The 17,197-nt window shown below is 63.6% G+C and carries 11 protein-coding genes; 7 read left to right on the top strand and 4 right to left on the bottom strand.

Going from position 1 to position 17,197, the window contains the following annotated elements; translation table 11 throughout:
• Positions 1-207 precede the first annotated feature (207 nt).
• Positions 208-1,506 (bottom strand): M23 family metallopeptidase, encoded by a 1,299-nt coding sequence (locus tag DVDV_RS03430; protein ID WP_075353315.1) that lies wholly within the window; start codon positions 1,504-1,506, stop codon positions 208-210.
• Positions 1,507-1,738: 232 nt separating this feature from the next.
• Between DVDV_RS03430 and DVDV_RS03435 the strand changes: the two genes are divergently transcribed.
• The 5 genes from DVDV_RS03435 to DVDV_RS03455 all read left to right on the top strand — a co-directional run bounded on the left by DVDV_RS03435 (position 1,739) and on the right by DVDV_RS03455 (position 10,753).
• Positions 1,739-4,012 carry a mechanosensitive ion channel domain-containing protein gene (locus tag DVDV_RS03435; protein ID WP_254845221.1) on the top strand — a complete coding sequence of 758 codons (2,274 nt, stop codon included), beginning with the start codon at positions 1,739-1,741 and terminating at the stop codon, positions 4,010-4,012.
• Complete coding sequence (locus tag DVDV_RS03440) at positions 4,012-5,130, top strand: transporter substrate-binding domain-containing protein (protein WP_075353317.1); 1,119 nt, start codon at positions 4,012-4,014, stop codon at positions 5,128-5,130. Before DVDV_RS03435 ends, DVDV_RS03440 begins: the two co-directional genes overlap by 1 nt.
• A 198-nt stretch (positions 5,131-5,328) precedes the next feature.
• The gene (locus DVDV_RS03445) at positions 5,329-6,546 is read left to right on the top strand and encodes an efflux RND transporter periplasmic adaptor subunit (protein WP_075353318.1); all 1,218 of its coding nucleotides are present in this window, start codon (positions 5,329-5,331) and stop codon (positions 6,544-6,546) included.
• Between the two features lie 2 nt (positions 6,547-6,548).
• Positions 6,549-9,623 carry an efflux RND transporter permease subunit gene (locus tag DVDV_RS03450; protein WP_075353319.1) on the top strand — a complete coding sequence of 1,025 codons (3,075 nt, stop codon included), beginning with the start codon at positions 6,549-6,551 and terminating at the stop codon, positions 9,621-9,623.
• A gap of 251 nt (positions 9,624-9,874) precedes the next feature.
• On the top strand, positions 9,875-10,753 hold the full coding sequence (locus tag DVDV_RS03455; protein ID WP_075353320.1) for a delta(1)-pyrroline-2-carboxylate reductase family protein: 879 nt from the start codon (positions 9,875-9,877) through the stop codon (positions 10,751-10,753).
• 181 nt (positions 10,754-10,934) lie between these two features.
• Here DVDV_RS03455 and DVDV_RS03460 read toward each other — a convergent pair whose 3' ends face one another.
• The gene (locus tag DVDV_RS03460) at positions 10,935-12,905 is read right to left on the bottom strand and encodes a monovalent cation:proton antiporter family protein (protein ID WP_075353321.1); all 1,971 of its coding nucleotides are present in this window, start codon (positions 12,903-12,905) and stop codon (positions 10,935-10,937) included.
• Positions 12,906-12,996: 91 nt separating this feature from the next.
• Entirely contained in the window at positions 12,997-13,476 is a 480-nt protein-coding gene (locus tag DVDV_RS03465) for a MarR family winged helix-turn-helix transcriptional regulator (protein WP_075353342.1), read from the bottom strand.
• A 147-nt stretch (positions 13,477-13,623) separates the two neighbouring features.
• On the opposite strand from DVDV_RS03465, the gene DVDV_RS03470 reads away from it, so the two are divergent.
• Together DVDV_RS03470 and DVDV_RS03475 are read left to right on the top strand one after the other, a co-directional pair.
• Positions 13,624-13,821, top strand: coding sequence for a hypothetical protein (locus DVDV_RS03470; RefSeq protein WP_075353322.1), 198 nt, complete (start codon positions 13,624-13,626; stop codon positions 13,819-13,821).
• A 114-nt stretch (positions 13,822-13,935) separates the two neighbouring features.
• Positions 13,936-15,675, top strand: a complete 1,740-nt coding sequence (locus DVDV_RS03475) for a cation:proton antiporter (protein WP_075353323.1) — start codon at positions 13,936-13,938, stop codon at positions 15,673-15,675.
• A 9-nt stretch (positions 15,676-15,684) separates the two neighbouring features.
• Here DVDV_RS03475 and DVDV_RS03480 read toward each other — a convergent pair whose 3' ends face one another.
• Positions 15,685-17,139, bottom strand: a complete 1,455-nt coding sequence (locus DVDV_RS03480) for an MFS transporter (protein ID WP_075353324.1) — start codon at positions 17,137-17,139, stop codon at positions 15,685-15,687.
• Positions 17,140-17,197: the final 58 nt, after the last annotated feature.

A 17,197-nucleotide genomic window follows, 5' to 3' on the forward strand; every position in this document is an offset into this window, starting at 1 on the left:
GCCTGGGACGGGCAGGGTGGACGGGCACCTGTCGGGAGTGGAAGGCGCTTGGCGATTGGGGGGGAACTGCCGGGCGCATGGACCGGACCTGGATGTCGGGATGGGGTAGCCTGCACTCCGGGGCAGGGCAACGGCGCGCGTGTTGCCGGCGGTCGGGTACGCGGGGAGGCCGGGGCCGGGCGGAAGCCGGCCCCGGGGCACGCGTGCCTACAGCTTGCTTAAGATGTTGTCGTCGATCCAGTGCTGGTCCCACCACTCGATGGGCGAGGTTTCCTGGCCATCGACCAGGACGCCAAAATGGAGGTGGTCGCCGGCGGCCAGGCCGGACACGCCGGTTTTGCCGAGAACTTCCCCTTTCTTGATGTCCTGGCCGACCTTGACGTCGATCTGGCGCAAGTGGGCGTAGAGGGTCTGCAGGCCCAGGCCGTGGTCGATGATCACGGTTTCGCCGTAGATGCCGAGAAATCCGGCAAAGACCACCTTGCCGGTATTGGCCGCCGGCACCGGCGCGCCCTCAAGCGAAGCCAGATCCACGCCCATGTGGGTCTGTTGGTCGATCTCCCGGTTCTGGTACATATACGTCCGATGGTCGCCGAAACCGGCCCGGGGGGCGGCATTGGGCAGGCGCAGGAAGGCTTTTTTGTCCCAGAGCATGGTCGGGGCGCTTTTTTTGGCCAGCTCTTTGAGAAACACGCTGTTTTGCCGGCGGATGTCGTTGTTGACCTTGAGGTAAATCTGCAAATTGTCCCGGGTGTCGGTAATGATGTCGTAGTACTGCGGCATCTTCGAATCAAGGAAGTTGTCGGAGATATTGAGCTTGTCCTGGCGAAACTTCCTGGGGATGGCTTGATAGCGGAAAGAGGCCACGCCGATGTTGCCGGCCTTGTCCGTCACTTTGACTTTGGGCACGAAGTTTTTGGGGTCCATGTTGTACGGGAACACGTAGAAGCCGAAGTACTTGCCGTTCTCAAGCTTGTAGGCCGGGTAAAAGTCGTCGCCAACCACCACGCCGGCGCTTTCCGGGGCTTCGCTGACCGAGAAGGAGACGGCTCCGACCCCGCCCTGGCGCACGTTGTGGGCCAGGCTGGTCACATCCACCCGGGGCGGCGTGGTGTCCAGGGTGTATTGCCGGGTCACGGAGGTGGTGTTGCCGGCGCCGAAATTGGCAATGGAGCGGTCGGTGGCGGTGATGGCCAGGGTGAAGGGGCCATCGCGCAGCCCGGCCGGCTCCAGGGTGAATTTTTCCACGGCGTCCCGCACGGGATTGGCATAGGTGGTATCGAGCAGGGTGATCTGCTTGTCGGCCTGGGTGACCACGACCTTGGCGCTTTTAAGCCCGGAGCTGGCATCACGAAGGGTCAGGGTGAATTCGCGCTTGGGCGCGGCCACATCGCTTTCCGGAGAAAGGGCGATTTCCGGTTTGCCCCGGTCGGTGAGCAGCAGATAGCCGGCTGCACCGCCAGCCAGGGCCAGGATCAGGAAAACGCCGAAAACAAGTCTTTTCATCTTTATCCTCTCCATCAATTGGGCAGGTCACTCCATACCGGCCCGGTCCTGGCAGCGCAAGCCCGGACGATGCGCCGGAGCGGGGCTTGCGTCGGATGCGCCGGACGCGCTAGGGTTTTTTGGCTGAAACTATCCAGATGGCGGGAGCATACCAATGGGGCGAAGGCAGGCAGGATGGCACAGACTTGGCATTTTTGCATTGTTCCTGGTTCTTGTCTCCGGCCAGGGAACCTTGGCGGCAACGCCGGGCGAGGATGACCTTTGGCGTTCCATTGCCGAGGGACTGAGCCAGAATATCGCGATCAAGCGCCAGGAGCTGGACCGGATGCAGCAGGATCTGCCCGGGCAGAAGCTCCTGTGGGCCGAGCACCTGTCCCGGATCAGCAGCCGCCTGGACCAGTTGCTCCTGCTGCGGGGCGTGGCCGGGGACACCCCCTGGGCCTCCAGGACACTCCTGCTCCAGTTGGCCGAATTGTCCCATGCCGTCAGCGCCGCCCGCAGTCCCTTGGAGGACATGCAGGACACCCTGGCCCGCACCAAGCAGGAGTACACCACCCTGCGCCAGATACGCGCCCAAAATGCCAGCCGGGAGTATGCCGAGCTCGTCAGCGAGGAACTGGCCGGCCCCGGGCATGCCTTTAAGGAACTCAAGCACGATGTGGACGCGGTCAAGGTCGAGGTGGACGAGGCCCTGGGGCAGGCCGCGGCCTTGTCGACGGATATTGCGGCTGCCCGCACGGATGAGGTCGCCCGTTTCATCGAGGTGTTTGGCCGAACCTATTTTGCCTCGTCGGGTTCGCTGCTGCGTCCGGCCAATTTGAATGGGATGCTTGATGATCTCAAGGAGTGGGCCGATGCCGGGCCGCGTTTCTGGGGACCGATTCTGGCCACCATGCCCTGGGGCGCGTTTATCGGCCTGACACTCCTCGACAGTGCCGTGGCCCTGGGGTTTTTCCGGTTGCTGTTGCGCCGTCGTCCGGACACCTGGCTGCAACTGCGACCGGGGCTCCTCTGGATGGCCCTGGCCCTTGGTCTGTTGGCGGCCCGCTACACGCTCCTTTATACCGCCAGCCAGTTCGTTGCCCTGGCCTGGGTCACGGTTCTGTCCTACGGCCTGTTCCGGCTGGCCTCCGGCGGCCGGGTCCTGCCGGTGCTGTTTGCCTGTTTTCTGGCCAGCGTCGTTTTGGACATGTTCAATGTGCCGGCTTCGCTGGTGTGTGCGCTGTGGATGGCGGTTGCCGGACTTGGAGCCTGGTGGCTGACCCGGGGCGAGAGTTGCCGTTGTCCGACCTTGTGGCTGCTTGCCGGCGCTGCCGGGGCCAGCCTGTGCGGTTTCGGACCCCAGGCGGTGGTTGTGGTGCAGGCCTTGTTCATGCTGCATCTGGCCGTGTACATCTCCGGAGCCGTGCAACGGGGCCTTGGCATCCTGGCCGGCGGCCGGGAACGGTCCCTGGCCCATTTGGCCGAGCCCCTGGCCGCGACCCTGCTGGTGGCCCTCTACATTGCCTGGATGCTCGTATTCATGGGCGGGCCGGGACTGGTGGAATATGTTTTCACCCTGCATTTCTCCATCGGCAAGGCGGTTGTTTCCCTGGATGCCGTGGCCTGGCTGATCATCAGTTTTTTCCTGCTGCGTCTCATCCAGGCCTGGTTTCAAGAGGCTCTGGCCTTTGTCAATTTTCGCGGCAAACCCATGGATACGGGACTGGCCCATACCGTTGGCGCGGCCTTTGCCTATGTGACCTGGACGTTTTTTATCCTGTTCGCCCTGCGCCTGTTTGAAGTGCCGCTCGGGGCGCTGACCTGGATCGCCAGCGGCCTGTCTGTCGGCATAGGCTTTGGCCTTAAGGATATCGTCAACAATTTCATAAGCGGCCTGATCATCATGTTCGGCGGGACGGTCAAGAAGGGCGACATCATCCAGCAGGGCAAAAACCTTGGCGAGGTGGTGGATCTGTCGGTGCGAAACACCATCGTGCGCACGCTCGACAACACGACGGTCATCATTCCCAATTCGAGTTTTCTGCGCGGCGAAATCGTCAACCTGTCCTACCACGGCACCACCATGCGCCTGACCATTCCGGTGACGGTGGCTCCCGGCACCAAGATCAAGAAGGTCAAAAAGCTCCTGCTGTCCATTGCCAAGGACCATCAGGACGTGCTCAAAAACCCGGGTCCGGAGGTCTTGCTGCGTTCGCTTGGCCGGTATGGGCTGGAGTTTGATCTGCAGGTGTGGATCGACAACTTCATCAAAAAGTTTGCGGTCCAGTCCGAACTGGGCATCATCATTGACCAGACGTTTCAAGAAAATAAAATCCTCGTGCCGTTTCAGGGCGTCAAGGTCAAATACAAGCCCAAGGGTACCGAGGAGATGCAACTGGAGGCCAGCCGGGAGGCCTTGCGGCAAAAGCGGGGTCAGGTGTTTGGCCGGGTGCGGCTGTTGCGCCGGGTCCATGCCAGACGCCGCTGGCCGGTGGCGGCGGCAGTGGCCGCAGGGGAGGAATGATGCGGCGATTGGTCGGGATACTGGTCCTTTGGGGAGTATTGTGTTTCGCGGTGCTGGCCGGGCAGGGGCGCTGCGAGACGGTTTTGCCCTTGCCTGACCCCTCCCCGGCCGGCAGGAACCTGACGGTGGGCGTCTGTCTTGCCCCGCCGTTTCTGGAAAAGGACGCCAATGGCCGGTATTTCGGCGTGGCCTATGACCTGTGGACCGATGTGGCCCGGGATATCGGCCTCACCTTCAGCGTCCGGGAATATAACCTGGAAGGGCTGCTTGAGGCCGTGCGCCTGGGCGCGGTCGATGTAGGCGTCTCGGCCCTGTCGCTTACGCCCGACCGCGAGACGGCGATGGATTTCTCCCAGCCCTTTTACTATTCGGGCCTGGGCATCGCTGTGCCGCTCCAGACGGAATCCCTGTTTATGCGGGTGGTTGAGGTCGTTTTTTCCGAGCAGTTGTTGCTCTACGTCGGATCCTTGGCAGCGCTGTTGCTCGCTGTTGGGGTTTTGATCTGGGCGGTCGAGCGCCGCCGCAATCCCGGCCATTTCCGGCCCGGCGGCAAGGGCATCGGCGACGGCATGTGGTGGTCGGCGGTCACCATGACCTCCGTCGGCTATGGCGATGCCACGCCCAAGACCCTGGTTGGCCGGGTGCTGGCCATGATCTGGATGTTCGCCTCGGTCGCCCTGCTGGCCTCGTTTACGGCCGGCGTCACCTCCTCGCTGACCGTTGGGCACCTGCTTGGCCGGGTGCAGGGACCAGATGACCTGCACAAGGTGCGCGCCGGCGTTTTGACGGACAGTTCGGCCGAAGAAGAACTCGTGGCCAGCCACATCGGCATCCGGCGGTATCCGTCGGTGGAAGCGGGCTTGACCGCTCTGGTGGATGGCGATCTCGACGCCTTTGTCCACGACCAGCCCATCCTCCATTATTACCAGTACAAGGCTTTCTCCGGCGATGTCCGCATCCTGCCCGGTTTTTTCGATCCCCAACTCTATGGCTTCGCCTTTCCACGCGGGTCGGCGCTGCGTAAATCCGTCAATGTGGCCATTTTGCGCCGGCTGGAAAATACTGATTACCGCACCCGGCTGTTCGGGGCGTATTTGGGCAAGCAGGCCGTTCAATAGCCCTTTTTGGGGAGTGGCGGGCGCTTTGGGCCAACGCAGCGAATGCCGGCGTTACATCTTGGCGTGTGGGTGGTTAACATCTTGACTTTCAGTGATAACTGGTGGAAACGAACAGTATTTGCCAAGTGCCTTCATGACGGATGCGCTGCTTGGCGTCTCGCGTCAGGAGTGTGTTTCAAACGAGAGGAGACCGCATCCATGCCTTTTTCCAATTTCCGTCCAGCCGCCCGGTCCGTTGCCTCCCTTGCCGTCCCTCTGGCCTTGGCCCTGCTGGCGACCGTGGCCGGATGCGATCGACCCAAGCCCCAGGCCGAGAAACCCACTCCGGTTGAAGTGACCGTCATCGAGGCCAAGCCCGTCACCGCGCCGCTCAATGTCGACGGCATCGGCCATGTCTATGCCGTGCGCACGGTGAGTGTGCGTTCCCAGGTCACGGGTGTCCTGCAAAAGACGCTTTTTGCCGAAGGCAACGTGGTCAAGGAAGGCGAGTTGCTTCTCGTTATCAATCCCGATTCCTACAAGGCCAAGCTGGACGAGGCCAAGAGCACCCTGGCTCGCGACAAGGCCACGGCCGCCCAGGCCAAACGCGAGTGGCTGCGCTATAAAGACCTCGTGGCCAAGGCCGTCATCAGCCAGGAAGACTATGAGCAAAAGCGCACGGCCTGGCAGCAGGACGAAGAGCAGGTGAAGGTGGACGAGGCGGCCGTGGTCAATGCCAAGGTCAATCTCGACTATTGCTATATTTATGCCCCCTGTACCGGCGTTGTCGGTTTGCAGCAGTACAAGACCGGCAACCTGATCGAGGCTAATAGCGACATCATCGTCACCCTCAATCAGATCGAACCGATCAATGTCCAGTTCTCGGTGGCGGAAAAGTATCTGCCCGACATCCGCAGCCACGCCGCCAAGGCGACTCTGGCTGTGGAGGCCCGCTATCCCGGCCGGCAGGAAGTGGCTGCCAAGGGCACACTCAACGTGATTAACAACACCGTGGACACCAATACCGGCACCATCACGTTGCAGGGTGTGTTCCCCAATACCGACCGCACCCTGTGGCCGGGCCAGTTCGTGGACGCCACCGTGGTCCTGGCCGACACCGTCGACACCCTGCTTGTGCCCTCAAGCGCCGTGGCCAACACCCAAAACGGCGTTTCGCTTTTTATCGCCAAGCCGGACAACACCGTGGAAATCCGTCCGGTGACGGCAGGCCGCAAGATCGGGGCCGAGACGGTCATCGAAAAGGGCCTGGCCCCGGGCGAGCGGGTCATCACCTCGGGACAGATCAAGCTTTTTCCGGGCGTGCCGCTGACCATTGTCCAGCCGGCCACCTACAAGGAAGGCCCGGTTTCTCCGGCTGCCGTGGCCGACAGGGATAAAAACAAGGCCAAGCCTTCCGGGGAAGGTCAGGGGAACTAGCCATGACCGACCTTTTCATCAAGCGGCCGGTAGCCACGACGCTGCTGATGGCCGCGCTTATCTTCTTTGGCATTGTCTCCTATTTTTCGCTGCCGATCAGCGAAATGCCGAGCATCGACTTTCCCACCATCCAGGTGACGGCCTCGCTGCCCGGCGCTGACCCCGAAACCATGGCCTCGGCCGTGGCCACGCCGCTTGAGCGGCAGTTCACGTCCATTTCCGGCCTGCAGTCCATGAGTTCGTCGAACTCCCTGGGCACAACCACCATTACCCTCCAGTTCGACCTGTCGCGCAACATCGACGGCGCCGGCACGGACGTCCTGACCTACATCAACGCCGCCCAGGGCAGCCTTCCCACCAATATGCCGAGTCCCCCGACCTTCCAGAAGGTCAACCCGGCAGACATGCCCATCATCTATATCCGCGTCTCCAGCGACACCATGCCGCTGTACAAGGTCACCAACTACGCCAAGGTCTACATCGCCCAGCGCATTTCCATGATCAACGGCGTGGCCCAGGTGGCGGTCTACGGCGATCAGACCTATTCGCCCCGGGTCCAGGTCAACCCCGACAAACTCGCGGCGCTGTCCATTGGCATCGACGAAGTGGCCACCGCCTTCAACAGTGAGACCGTCCTCCAGCCCACCGGCTCGCTCTATGGCGTGGACAAGCTTTTCACCATCAAGGCCCAGGGCCAGCTGACCAGCGCCACGGCCTACAACCGCCAGATCATCGCCTACAGAAATGGCAGCCCGGTGCGCCTTCAGGACGTGGGAGAGGCCATCGACTCCACGGTCAACAACAGGAACGCCGCCTTTTTCGACCAGCAGCAGGGCATCGTCATCGCCGTCAAACGCGCGGCCGGCACCAACACCATCCAGCTCGTGGACTCCATCCGGGCCATGATCCCCAATATCGAGGCCACGCTGCCGCCGTCGGTCAACCTCGAATTCCTGTATGACCGTTCCATCTCCATCAAGGAAGCCATCGACGACGTCCAGTTCACCCTGATGCTCTCCATCGGGCTGGTCGTGCTTGTGGTCTATCTGTTCTTAAACAACCTGCCCGCCACCATCATCGCCAGTCTGGCCCTGCCGACGGCCCTGATCGGCACGCTTTCGCTCATGGTGTTTTTCCACTTTTCCATCGACAACCTTTCAGCCATGGCCATCATCCTGGCGGTCGGGTTCGTGGTGGACGACGCCATCGTCATGATCGAAAACATCGTACGCCACACCGAGATGGGCAAGAAGATGATGCAGGCCTCCCTGGACGGGGCGCGCCAGATCGGCTTCACCATCATTTCCATGACCCTGTCCCTGGTTGCGGTCTTTATCCCCATCATGTTTATGGCCGGCATCCTGGGGCGCGTGCTCAATGAGATGGCCATTACCATTACGCTTTGCATCCTTGTTTCGGGCTTCGTCACCCTGTCCCTGACCCCCATGTTGTGCAGCCGTTTTCTTTCGGGCAAAATTTCCGAGTCCGGCAAGATTTTCAAATGGTTCGAGCGGGGTTATGAGAAATCCCTGCACTTTGCCCTGCGGTTTCGTTTCTTCGTCATGCTGTTGTCCGTGGCTGTCCTGGGCCTGACCTTCTGGCTGTTTACCGTCGTGCCCACGGGCTTTATTCCGGCCACGGACTCCGGCATCTTCTACGCCTTCGGCATGGCCGAGCAATCCGCCTCCTATGACACCATGAAAGACCGGGTCCTCAAGGTCGGGCGCATTTTCATGTCCGATCCGGACGTCTTCAAGTTCATCGGCGTGGTCGGGGTTGGCGGGCCCAACACGTCCATGAACAACGCCGCCATGTTCCCGCTGCTTGGCCCCATGAAGACCCGCAAACGCAGCGCCCAGCAGATCATCGACGATCTGCGCCCCAAGATGGCCCAGTTGGCGGACCTCTTTGTCTTCATGTACAATCCGCCTTCGATCCAGATCGGCGGCAAGCAGACCAAGGCGCTCTACCAGTACACGCTGCTCTCGCCTGATCCGGGCGAGCTCTATCCCGTGGCCCGCAAGATGGCCGCGGATATGCGCAAGATCAAGGAAATCACCGACGTCAACACCGATATGCAGATCGATGGCCCCCAGGTCCAGATCGAGATCGACCGCGACAAGGCCCAAGCCCTGGGTGTCACGGCGTCGGCCATCGAAACGGCCCTGATGACCGCCTACGCTGCCCGGCAGCTGACCAACCTCTACGGCGCAACCGACACCTACAAGGTCATCGTCGAGGTGCAGCCCGAGTACCAGCGTCGGCCGGATCTGCTCAACAAGCTCTATGTGCGTTCCTCCCAGGTGGATAAAAACGGCAACGCCGTGCTTGTCCCCTTAAACGGTCTGGTCAAAATGACCGAGGGCGTGGGGCCGCTGGTGGTCAACCACACCGGCCAGCTCACCTCGGTCACCATTTCCTACAACACGGCCGGGAACTACTCCATTGGTGAAGCTGTGGCCGCCATCGAGGTTTTGTCCAAGAAAGAACTGCCGAGCAACATCAGCTACATTTTTGAAGGGCAGGCCACGGCCTTCAAGGAATCCCTGGCCAGCGTGCCGTTCCTGCTCTTTTTGGCCATCATGATCATCTATCTGATCCTGGGTATTCTCTATGAGAGCTTTATCCATCCCATTACCATTCTCTCGGGTCTGCCCTCGGCAGCGCTTGGCGGACTGATTACCTTGCTGGTCTTTGGCCGACAGCTCGACTTGTACGGATTTATCGGCATCATTATGCTGATCGGCATCGTCAAGAAGAACTCGATCATGGTCATCGACTTTGCCATTGAGGCGGAGAAAGAGGGCAAGTCGCCCTTTGAAGCCGTTTTCGAAGGCTGTATCGTGCGTTTTCGACCCATCATGATGACCACGGTGGCGGCCATTGCCGGCATCTTCCCCATTGCCCTCGGTATGGGGGCCGGCGGCGACGCCAGACAGCCGCTGGGACTTGTCGTGGCCGGCGGACTGATCATCTCCCAGGTGGTCACGCTCTATCTGACGCCGTGCTTCTACACCTACATGGACCAGTTGCAGACCTGGCTCGTCGGGCACAAGGCCGACAAGGAAGAAGGGTAGAGGCCGGCCCGCCCGGAATTTGCCGTCTGGTTGGAGAAGCCCGGCAGGGCTGGGCAGTTGCCGCATTGCGTTGTTGCACGGGGCCGGGCGTCGAAAGGCGCACCGGCCCTGTTTTTTGGGCTGCGGCCTTTGTCGGTTGCCATGCCGGGCCGGATCGTGTGCAATTGCCCGGTTGGTGCATACGTCCAAAGGCCGAGGCCGGCGGCATTTTTGCTGCCGGGCCAGCCGGCTGGAAGATCTCAGGAGATGCCATGTTTGCGTATCGTGCGCTGTCCGATGCCGTTGCCGCTGTGCTGCGCGCCCGGCTGGCTGGTGTGGCTGTGGCCCCGGAACGCCTGTCCGTGCCGGTGCCGGGTGGGGTGCTCTTGTGTATGCCGGCGGCGGACGACCAGATCGCCGTGGTCAAGACCATCACCGTCCATCCGGACAACCGGGAGCGGCCGGTGATCCAGGGCGAGGTGGTCGTGATCGAGGCGGCCACGGGCCGGCGTCTGGGGACCCTTGACGGCCCGACCGTGACGGCCCGGCGCACGGCGGCGGTGAGCCTGCTGGCGGCCCGTCTGCTGGCGGCGGACCCTTCCGGTCCGCTCCTGGTCATCGGGGCCGGGGTCCAGGCCAGAGCCCATGTGGAGGCCTTTTGGCAGGGGCTTGGCGTGCGGGCCATTACCCTTGCCGGCCGCACGCCGGCACGGGTCGAGGCCATGGCAGCCTCCCTGGCCGAGGCGGGTATTACGGTACAGGCGGCGACGGATAGTGCGGCAGTGGAGCAGGCCGCGCGGCAGGCGGCCCTGATCGTCACGGCCACCACGAGCCGCGAGCCGGTGCTGGCCGATGTGGTGCGCGGCGACGCGTTTGTCTCGGCTGTCGGGTCATTCACGCCGGAGGCGGCCGAGCTGCCGGCCTCGCTGGTCGCCCGCGCCGTCCTGTATGTCGATGATATGGAGTCGGCCAAGGTCGAGGCCGGGGATTATCTGCGCGCCGGCGTGGACTGGGGAACGGTCACGCCGCTCGATGCGGTGCTCGACGGCCCACCGCCGCGTCCGGCCGGTCCGGTGGTCTTTAAGACGGTTGGGCATGCCCTGTTTGATCTGGCGGCGGCCCGCCATGCCTTTGCCGGGAGTCTGCGGTAAACCATACCCCAGGCTTTAAGGGCCTTTTCCCGTGGCCCGTGGCTCCCGCCCACCGTCGCGATAACACCGGCCCCCTTTGCCCATTTGGGGGGTCCGGGGGCCTCAGGCCCCCGGCCGCCGGAGGCTCTTCTCCCTTTTCTCCCCGGCCGCCGCGGAGGCACTCTTCCTCCCCCTTCGTCAACTAAGCCGCACCCCGGAACAACCCTGCGCCTTTTTTGAGCGCTTCGGCCGTGCCCATGACGTAGAGCCGGTCGTTGGCGGCCAGGACGAAGGGGCCGTCGGGGTTGGGCACGAATTCGTCGCCGCGCCGGACGGCCGCCACGGTCAGGTCGTGCTCCCGGCGCAGGTGCACGTCCATCAGCGACCGGCCGGCCAGGGGCGAGGCCGTGTCCACGGTAAAGACGGTCACATGCAGGCCGGCCAGGGACTTGTCCGGCACAAACCCCACCATCTCGTCCAGGGACCCCGGCAGCATGGCCTTGTACCCCTCGCGCCGGATGTCCTGGACCATGCGCTCGATGTCGTCGCGTGGCAGCATGAACTTGTCCATCACCCGGGTGAAAACGGCCAGGGACGCCTCGAATTCCTCGGCAATGACGTCGTTGGCCCCAAGGTCGAGCAGGGCCTTGATCTCGGTGTTAAACCGGGTGCGGGCCACGATATAGATGGCCGGGTTCTCGAACCGGGCAATCTCCACGGCCCGTCTGGCGGCGGCGGCATCGGAAACGACCACGGCCAGGGCCTTGGCCTCCTGCACACAGATATGGGTCAGCACACCGGGCTTGGAGGCGTCGCCGAAAATGATGGGTTCGCCTTTTTTGGCTTCGTTTCGGACCGTGTCCGGGTTCATCTCCAAGATGACATAGGCGATGCCGGCTGCCTTGGCCGCCCGGGCGAGCTGCCGGCCGCCGGCTCCGAAGCCGAGGATGATCAGGTGGTTGCTGTACTCGGCCGTGGGTGCGTCCTCAGGCGTTTCACAGACCCGGAGCAGCCGGCATACGAGTACGGCGGCGCGTGGGGCCAGGGCGATCAGAAACGGGGCCAGGACCATGGTCAGGATGCTGGCGGCCAGGAATTTCTGGTAGAAATGCTCGGAAATGACCCCCTGGGTAAAACCGGCTTTGGCCAGGATAAAGGAAAATTCTCCCACCTGGCAAAGGGCCAGCCCGACCAGCACGGCAACGCGGGTGGGGTAGCCCAGGATGCGCGTGGCCACGCCTGCGGCCACGGCTTTGATGGCCAGCAGCAGGGCCGCCGCGGCCAGCACTTCGCCCAGATGGGCCGAGGCGGAGGAGACATTGAGCAGCATGCCGATGGAAATGAAGAACAGCGACGTAAAGACGTCTTTAAACGGCAGCACGGCCTCGTGGAGACTTTCGCGGTAGTCGGACCCGGACAGGAGCAGACCGGCCAGAAACGCGCCCAGGGACAGGGACAGGCCAATGGCGGCGGTGAGCAGGCTGACCGCCAGACAAATGCCAAGGGCCGCCAGCAGGAAAAGTTCCCGACTGCGGGTGCGAACGATGGACAGCAGCAGCCCCGGCATCAGCTTGCGCGACATCACCACCAGCAGGAACAGGATGAGCGCGCCCTTGCCCACCGTGTAGACGATGGACGAGGTGAAACCGATGGTGCGTCCGGTCAGGAGCGGCACGGCCAGCATCATGGGCACGGCCAGCAGATCCTGGAAGATGAGGATGCCAAGGCTCACCCGGCCGTGGGGAGCCTCCATCTCGGCCCGTTCTTGGAGGGTTTTGAGCACGATGGCCGTACTGGACAGGGCGGCCAACATGCCGATCAGCACTGAGGAGCCGCCGGAAAAATCCACGCCGAAAAAGGCCAGGGCAAAAAAGACCACCCAGGTTAGCCCCATCTGGGCCGTGCCGCCGATGAAGACCGGGCGCTTGAGCCGCGACAAATCAGCCAGGGACAGTTCCAGGCCGATGGTGAAAAGCAGCATGATGACGCCGATTTCCGAGAGGATTTCGACGTCGTGGGCCGAGCGGACCAGACCCAGGCCATGGGGGCCGCACAACATCCCGGTCAGCAACATGCCCACCAGGGCCGGTATTTTCATGCGGTGGCAGACCAGGATGACCACGACGGCCAGGCCAAAAACAACGGTGATGTCTGGAAGGACGGGGATATCCATACGGTGGGTATGCCTCAAAAAGGTGCTTAGGGGGAGGGGCTTCGGGGCTGTCGGAACGCGGTATCTCGGGGAACGTGCCGGTTTTGCTGGCTCAGGCGCTTGCTTCCTGGCGCGCGGCTTCCATGCAGTGTCGCAGGACATCCAGGGAGGCCAGGACGGCCTCGCGTTGGGCCGGTTCGACCCGCTCCATCATGCTCTGGAACAGGCCCGCCATGAAGGCCCGGACATCCTCGCGGGCGCGTCGCCCGGCCGGGGTGAGGCTTAACAAGGTGACCCGGGCATCGGCAGGATCGGGATGTTTGTCGATCAGCCCCTGCCGCAGGAGCTGGGTGGCGACGGCCGTGACCCGGCTTTTGGTGACACCCAGGCGCCGGCCGAGTTCGCCGGGAGCCAGATAGCGGTTTTCACCCAGGGCAAGGAGGGCGCGCAGGGCGGCCGGCGGCAGGCCGAACCGCTCGCTTTGCATGGCGATGCGGGCCTGGCAACAGGCAAAGAGATTTTCCACCGCTTCCTGCAGGCGTCTGGCCTGGCGGGCAGCGATATCGGCGTCGGGGGACGGTACGTCGGACATGATGCCCACACCTAAGGGAGCGCGGGCGGCACTGTCAATGCGCCAGAGGCAGAAAGACGAATGCGCCATGGCGTTTGGCCGGGCCATGGTGTAGACTGCTGCCAGAGACTGTGGCCGCCGGCAGTGGCCGCAGCCGGGAGGCATCCCATGTCCCAGCCCAAGACTCCGTGGATCTGTCAGAAGTGCCAGGCTGAAAACGACCCGGATTTCACGCATTGCCGTATGTGCGGCGAGAAACATCCTGATGCGCCGCCGGTGGAAGTGGCCTGCGCCAGCTGCGGCACAAAGCATCCGGGTGGCAGTTGTTGCCCCTTGTGCGGCAGCCTGGAATTTCTGCAACTGTAGCAGCGGGAAGACCTGCGGCCACGGGGACGTTTTGTTCCCCAACAGGTCAGCCGGCAGCCGTCCCCGGAAACTTCCGGGGCCGGCGCTATGCCGTTTTGCCCCCAAGGAGGTGTCATGCCCCATGATATTGACCTGATTTTGACCCTGACCGGCGGTCTGGTGGCCGCCCTGATCCTGGGCCTGACCGCCCGCCGGCTGTCGCTGTCGCCCATAGTCGGCTACCTGGCGGCCGGGTTTCTGATCGGCCCGTTCACTCCGGGCTTTGTGGCCGATGGCGGCCTTGCCAACCAGTTCGCCGAGTTGGGCGTCATTTTGCTCATGTTCGGTGTGGGCCTGCATTTTCATCTCAAGGATCTGGTGGCCGTACGCGGCGTGGCCGTGCCCGGAGCCGTGGCCCAGATTGCCGCCTCGGCGGCCCTGGGGGCCGTGGTCAGCCATGCCCTGGGCTGGTCCTGGACGGCTGGAATCGTTTTTGGCGTGGCCATTTCCGTGGCCAGCACCGTGGTCCTGACGCGCGTTTTGGCCGACAACCGGGCGCTGCATACCCCGACCGGCCACATTGCCGTGGGCTGGCTCATTGTCGAGGATCTGTTCACCATCCTGGTGCTGGTGCTGCTGCCGGCGCTCTATGGCCCAACCGACGGCGGCAACGGCCTGGGCCTGACCCTGGGCATTGCCCTGGCCAAGCTGGCCGCCCTGGTTGCGGTCACGGCCGTGGCCGGACGTTGGCTTCTGCCGCGCTTTTTCGGCCATGTGGCCCGCACCGGTTCCCGGGAGCTTTTCACCCTGGCCGTGCTGGCCGCCGCCTTGGGGCTGGCTGTGGGCTCGGCGCTCTTTTTCGGCGCATCCATGGCCCTTGGGGCCTTTCTGGCCGGCATGATCGTCGGACAGTCGGAGTTCGGGGCCAGGGCCGCCTCGGACGCCTTGCCCATGCGCGACGCCTTTGCCGTGCTGTTTTTCGTTTCCGTGGGGATGCTGCTCGATCCGACCACGGTGGTGGCCCAGTGGCGTCTGGAGCTGGCCACCATCGGCATTGTGCTTTTCGGCAAGCCGCTGGCCGCGCTTGTGGTCGTGCTGCTCCTTCGCCGGCCCCTGGAGGTCGCCCTGTCCGTGGCCGTGGCCCTGGCCCAGATCGGCGAATTCTCCTTCATTCTGGCCGCCCTGGCCGCAAGCCTGGGTATTTTGCCGCCGGAAGCCACCAACGCCCTGGTCCTGGCCTCGGTGGTGTCGATCATTTTAAACCCCTGGCTCTATCAGGCCGTGGCCCCGGTTGTGGCCTTGCTTTCGCGCAAGGGGCTTATCCGGGCGCAAGCGACGCCAAGCGGGGAAGGGTTTGCCACTGACGCCGTCAGGCACCGGGCCGTGGTGGTGGGCTATGGGCCGGTTGGCGCGACGCTGTGCCGCATTTTGCGCGACAACGGCATCGAGCCGGTGGTGGTGGAGATGAACATCGAAACCGCGCGGTCACTGGCGGCCTCTGGCGTGCCGGTTGTTCACGGCGATGCCGCGAGCCGGGAGATTTTGCTCCATGCCGGCATCATGTCGGCTCAAAGCCTGCTTATTACCGCATCGGAAGTGGCGGCGGCCGAGATCGTGGCCGCGGCCCTGGATCTGCATCCGGGCCTTCACATCGCCAGTCGGGCCGGCTATCTGCGCGAGGCCGCTGCCCAGCGTCGGGCCGGAGCCCAGGCGGTCTTTTCCGGGGAGGGCGAGATCGCCCTGTCCATGACCGCCTATGTGCTTCATGAACTCGGGGCCACGGACGAGCAGATCGACCGCGAGCGCGAACGGGTGCGCCGGGAGCTTTTCGAGTCGGTCAGTCCGGCAGAGCCAGGCAGTCCGGTCCCGGCCTGAAGCCGGCGATCAGGAGCGCGCGTTGCGGGCCTTGGCGTTTTCCAACTGCCAAGCCCAGGCCGCCAGGGCGATGGCCATAACCAGCAGGCCGGCCAGGGCGTGGAACACCCCGGCCACGCCGGCGGCCAGGGCGGCCGGCGGGGCATTGGTGAATTCGGCGTGGCTGGCCACGGTTCCGGAGGCGGCCACCAGCCCGGAGAAGATCGTGGCCACCAGCGGCAGGCCGGTTGATTGGCCAAACACCCGGGCGTAGTTGGCCAGCCCGGAACCGACGCCCAGGCGGTGGGGCGGCATCTGGCCCATGATGGTGGAATTATTCGGGGCCTGGAAAATGCCGATGCCAAGGCCGACCGGCATGGAACGCAGCAGATAGCCCCACCAGGGCGTGTGTTCGGTCAGCGTCCCCAGGGCCAGACAGCCGCCAAGGAGTACGAGAAGCCCCACGAGGCTGATGACCCGGGTGCCGTAGCGGTCGGCCAGGGAGCCGGAGAGTGGCGCGGTCAGGGCCATGGAGGCCGGCAGGATCATGAGCAAAAGCCCGACCTCGGTGACGGTGTGCCCTTGGGCCGACTGCAGGAAAAACGGCATGATAAAGCCGCTGGCCCCGGTGATGAAGACCAGCACCGACATGGCCAGGGGCAGCGACACCAGGGGATTGGCAAAGAGCGTCAGGTCGAGCATGGGGGCCGGGCTCTTGCGCTCCACCGCCACAAAAACGGCCAGACCGGCGGCGCTGATGCCGAGGAGTCCCAGGGCAAGGGGATCGGACGGGCCGTTTCGCTGCATGAAGGTCATGCCCAGGCAGTAGCAGGCCAGGGTCAGGCAGGCGAGCGCCGCCCCGGGCACGTCAAAGCGCTCCCCCTGGCGCACCGGCGGCAGCGAGGGCATGTAACGGCGCACCGCGACATAGGCCAGAAGGCCCAGGGGGACGTTGAGCAGAAACAAGGCCCGCCAGCCGGCCAGACCGATAATCACCCCGCCAAGGGGCGGCCCGATCATGAGGCCCATGGCTACGGTGCCGCCGATAAAGCCCAAGGCCCGGCCCCGGCTGGCCGGGGGGGCGATCTGGGTCACGATGGCCATGCCTAGGGATTGGCTCATGGCTGCGCCAATGCCCTGCAGCGCCCGAAAGCCGATCAGCCAATACACCGACGGGGACAGGCCGCAGCACAGCGAGGCCAGGATGAAAAGGACCAGTCCGGTGGAGAAAATGCGTTTCTTGTCGCGCATATCGCCCAGGCGCGAGATCAGGAGAAGCAGGCTGGCGATGACCAGCACGTAGCTTAGGATGACCCACTGGATGGTGGCGAAATCCGTGTTCAGGCTCTCCGTCAGGGTGGGCAGGGCCACGTTGACGATGCTCATATCGAGCGTGGCCATAAAGACCATGAGATTGACCCCGATCATGGCCAGGGCCGGACGCGTGCCCGGCTGCGGCCCGGCGGGGGCGTTTAGCTGTATCATAGACGTATAATCCTTGAGCGGCTCGATGCCGGTCCCCGTGTACGCCACTGCGCGGCGA

Origin of the sequence: Desulfovibrio sp. DV, from assembly GCF_001936595.1 — a bacterium.
In the GTDB taxonomy this organism is placed as follows: Bacteria; Desulfobacterota; Desulfovibrionia; order Desulfovibrionales; family Desulfovibrionaceae; genus Solidesulfovibrio.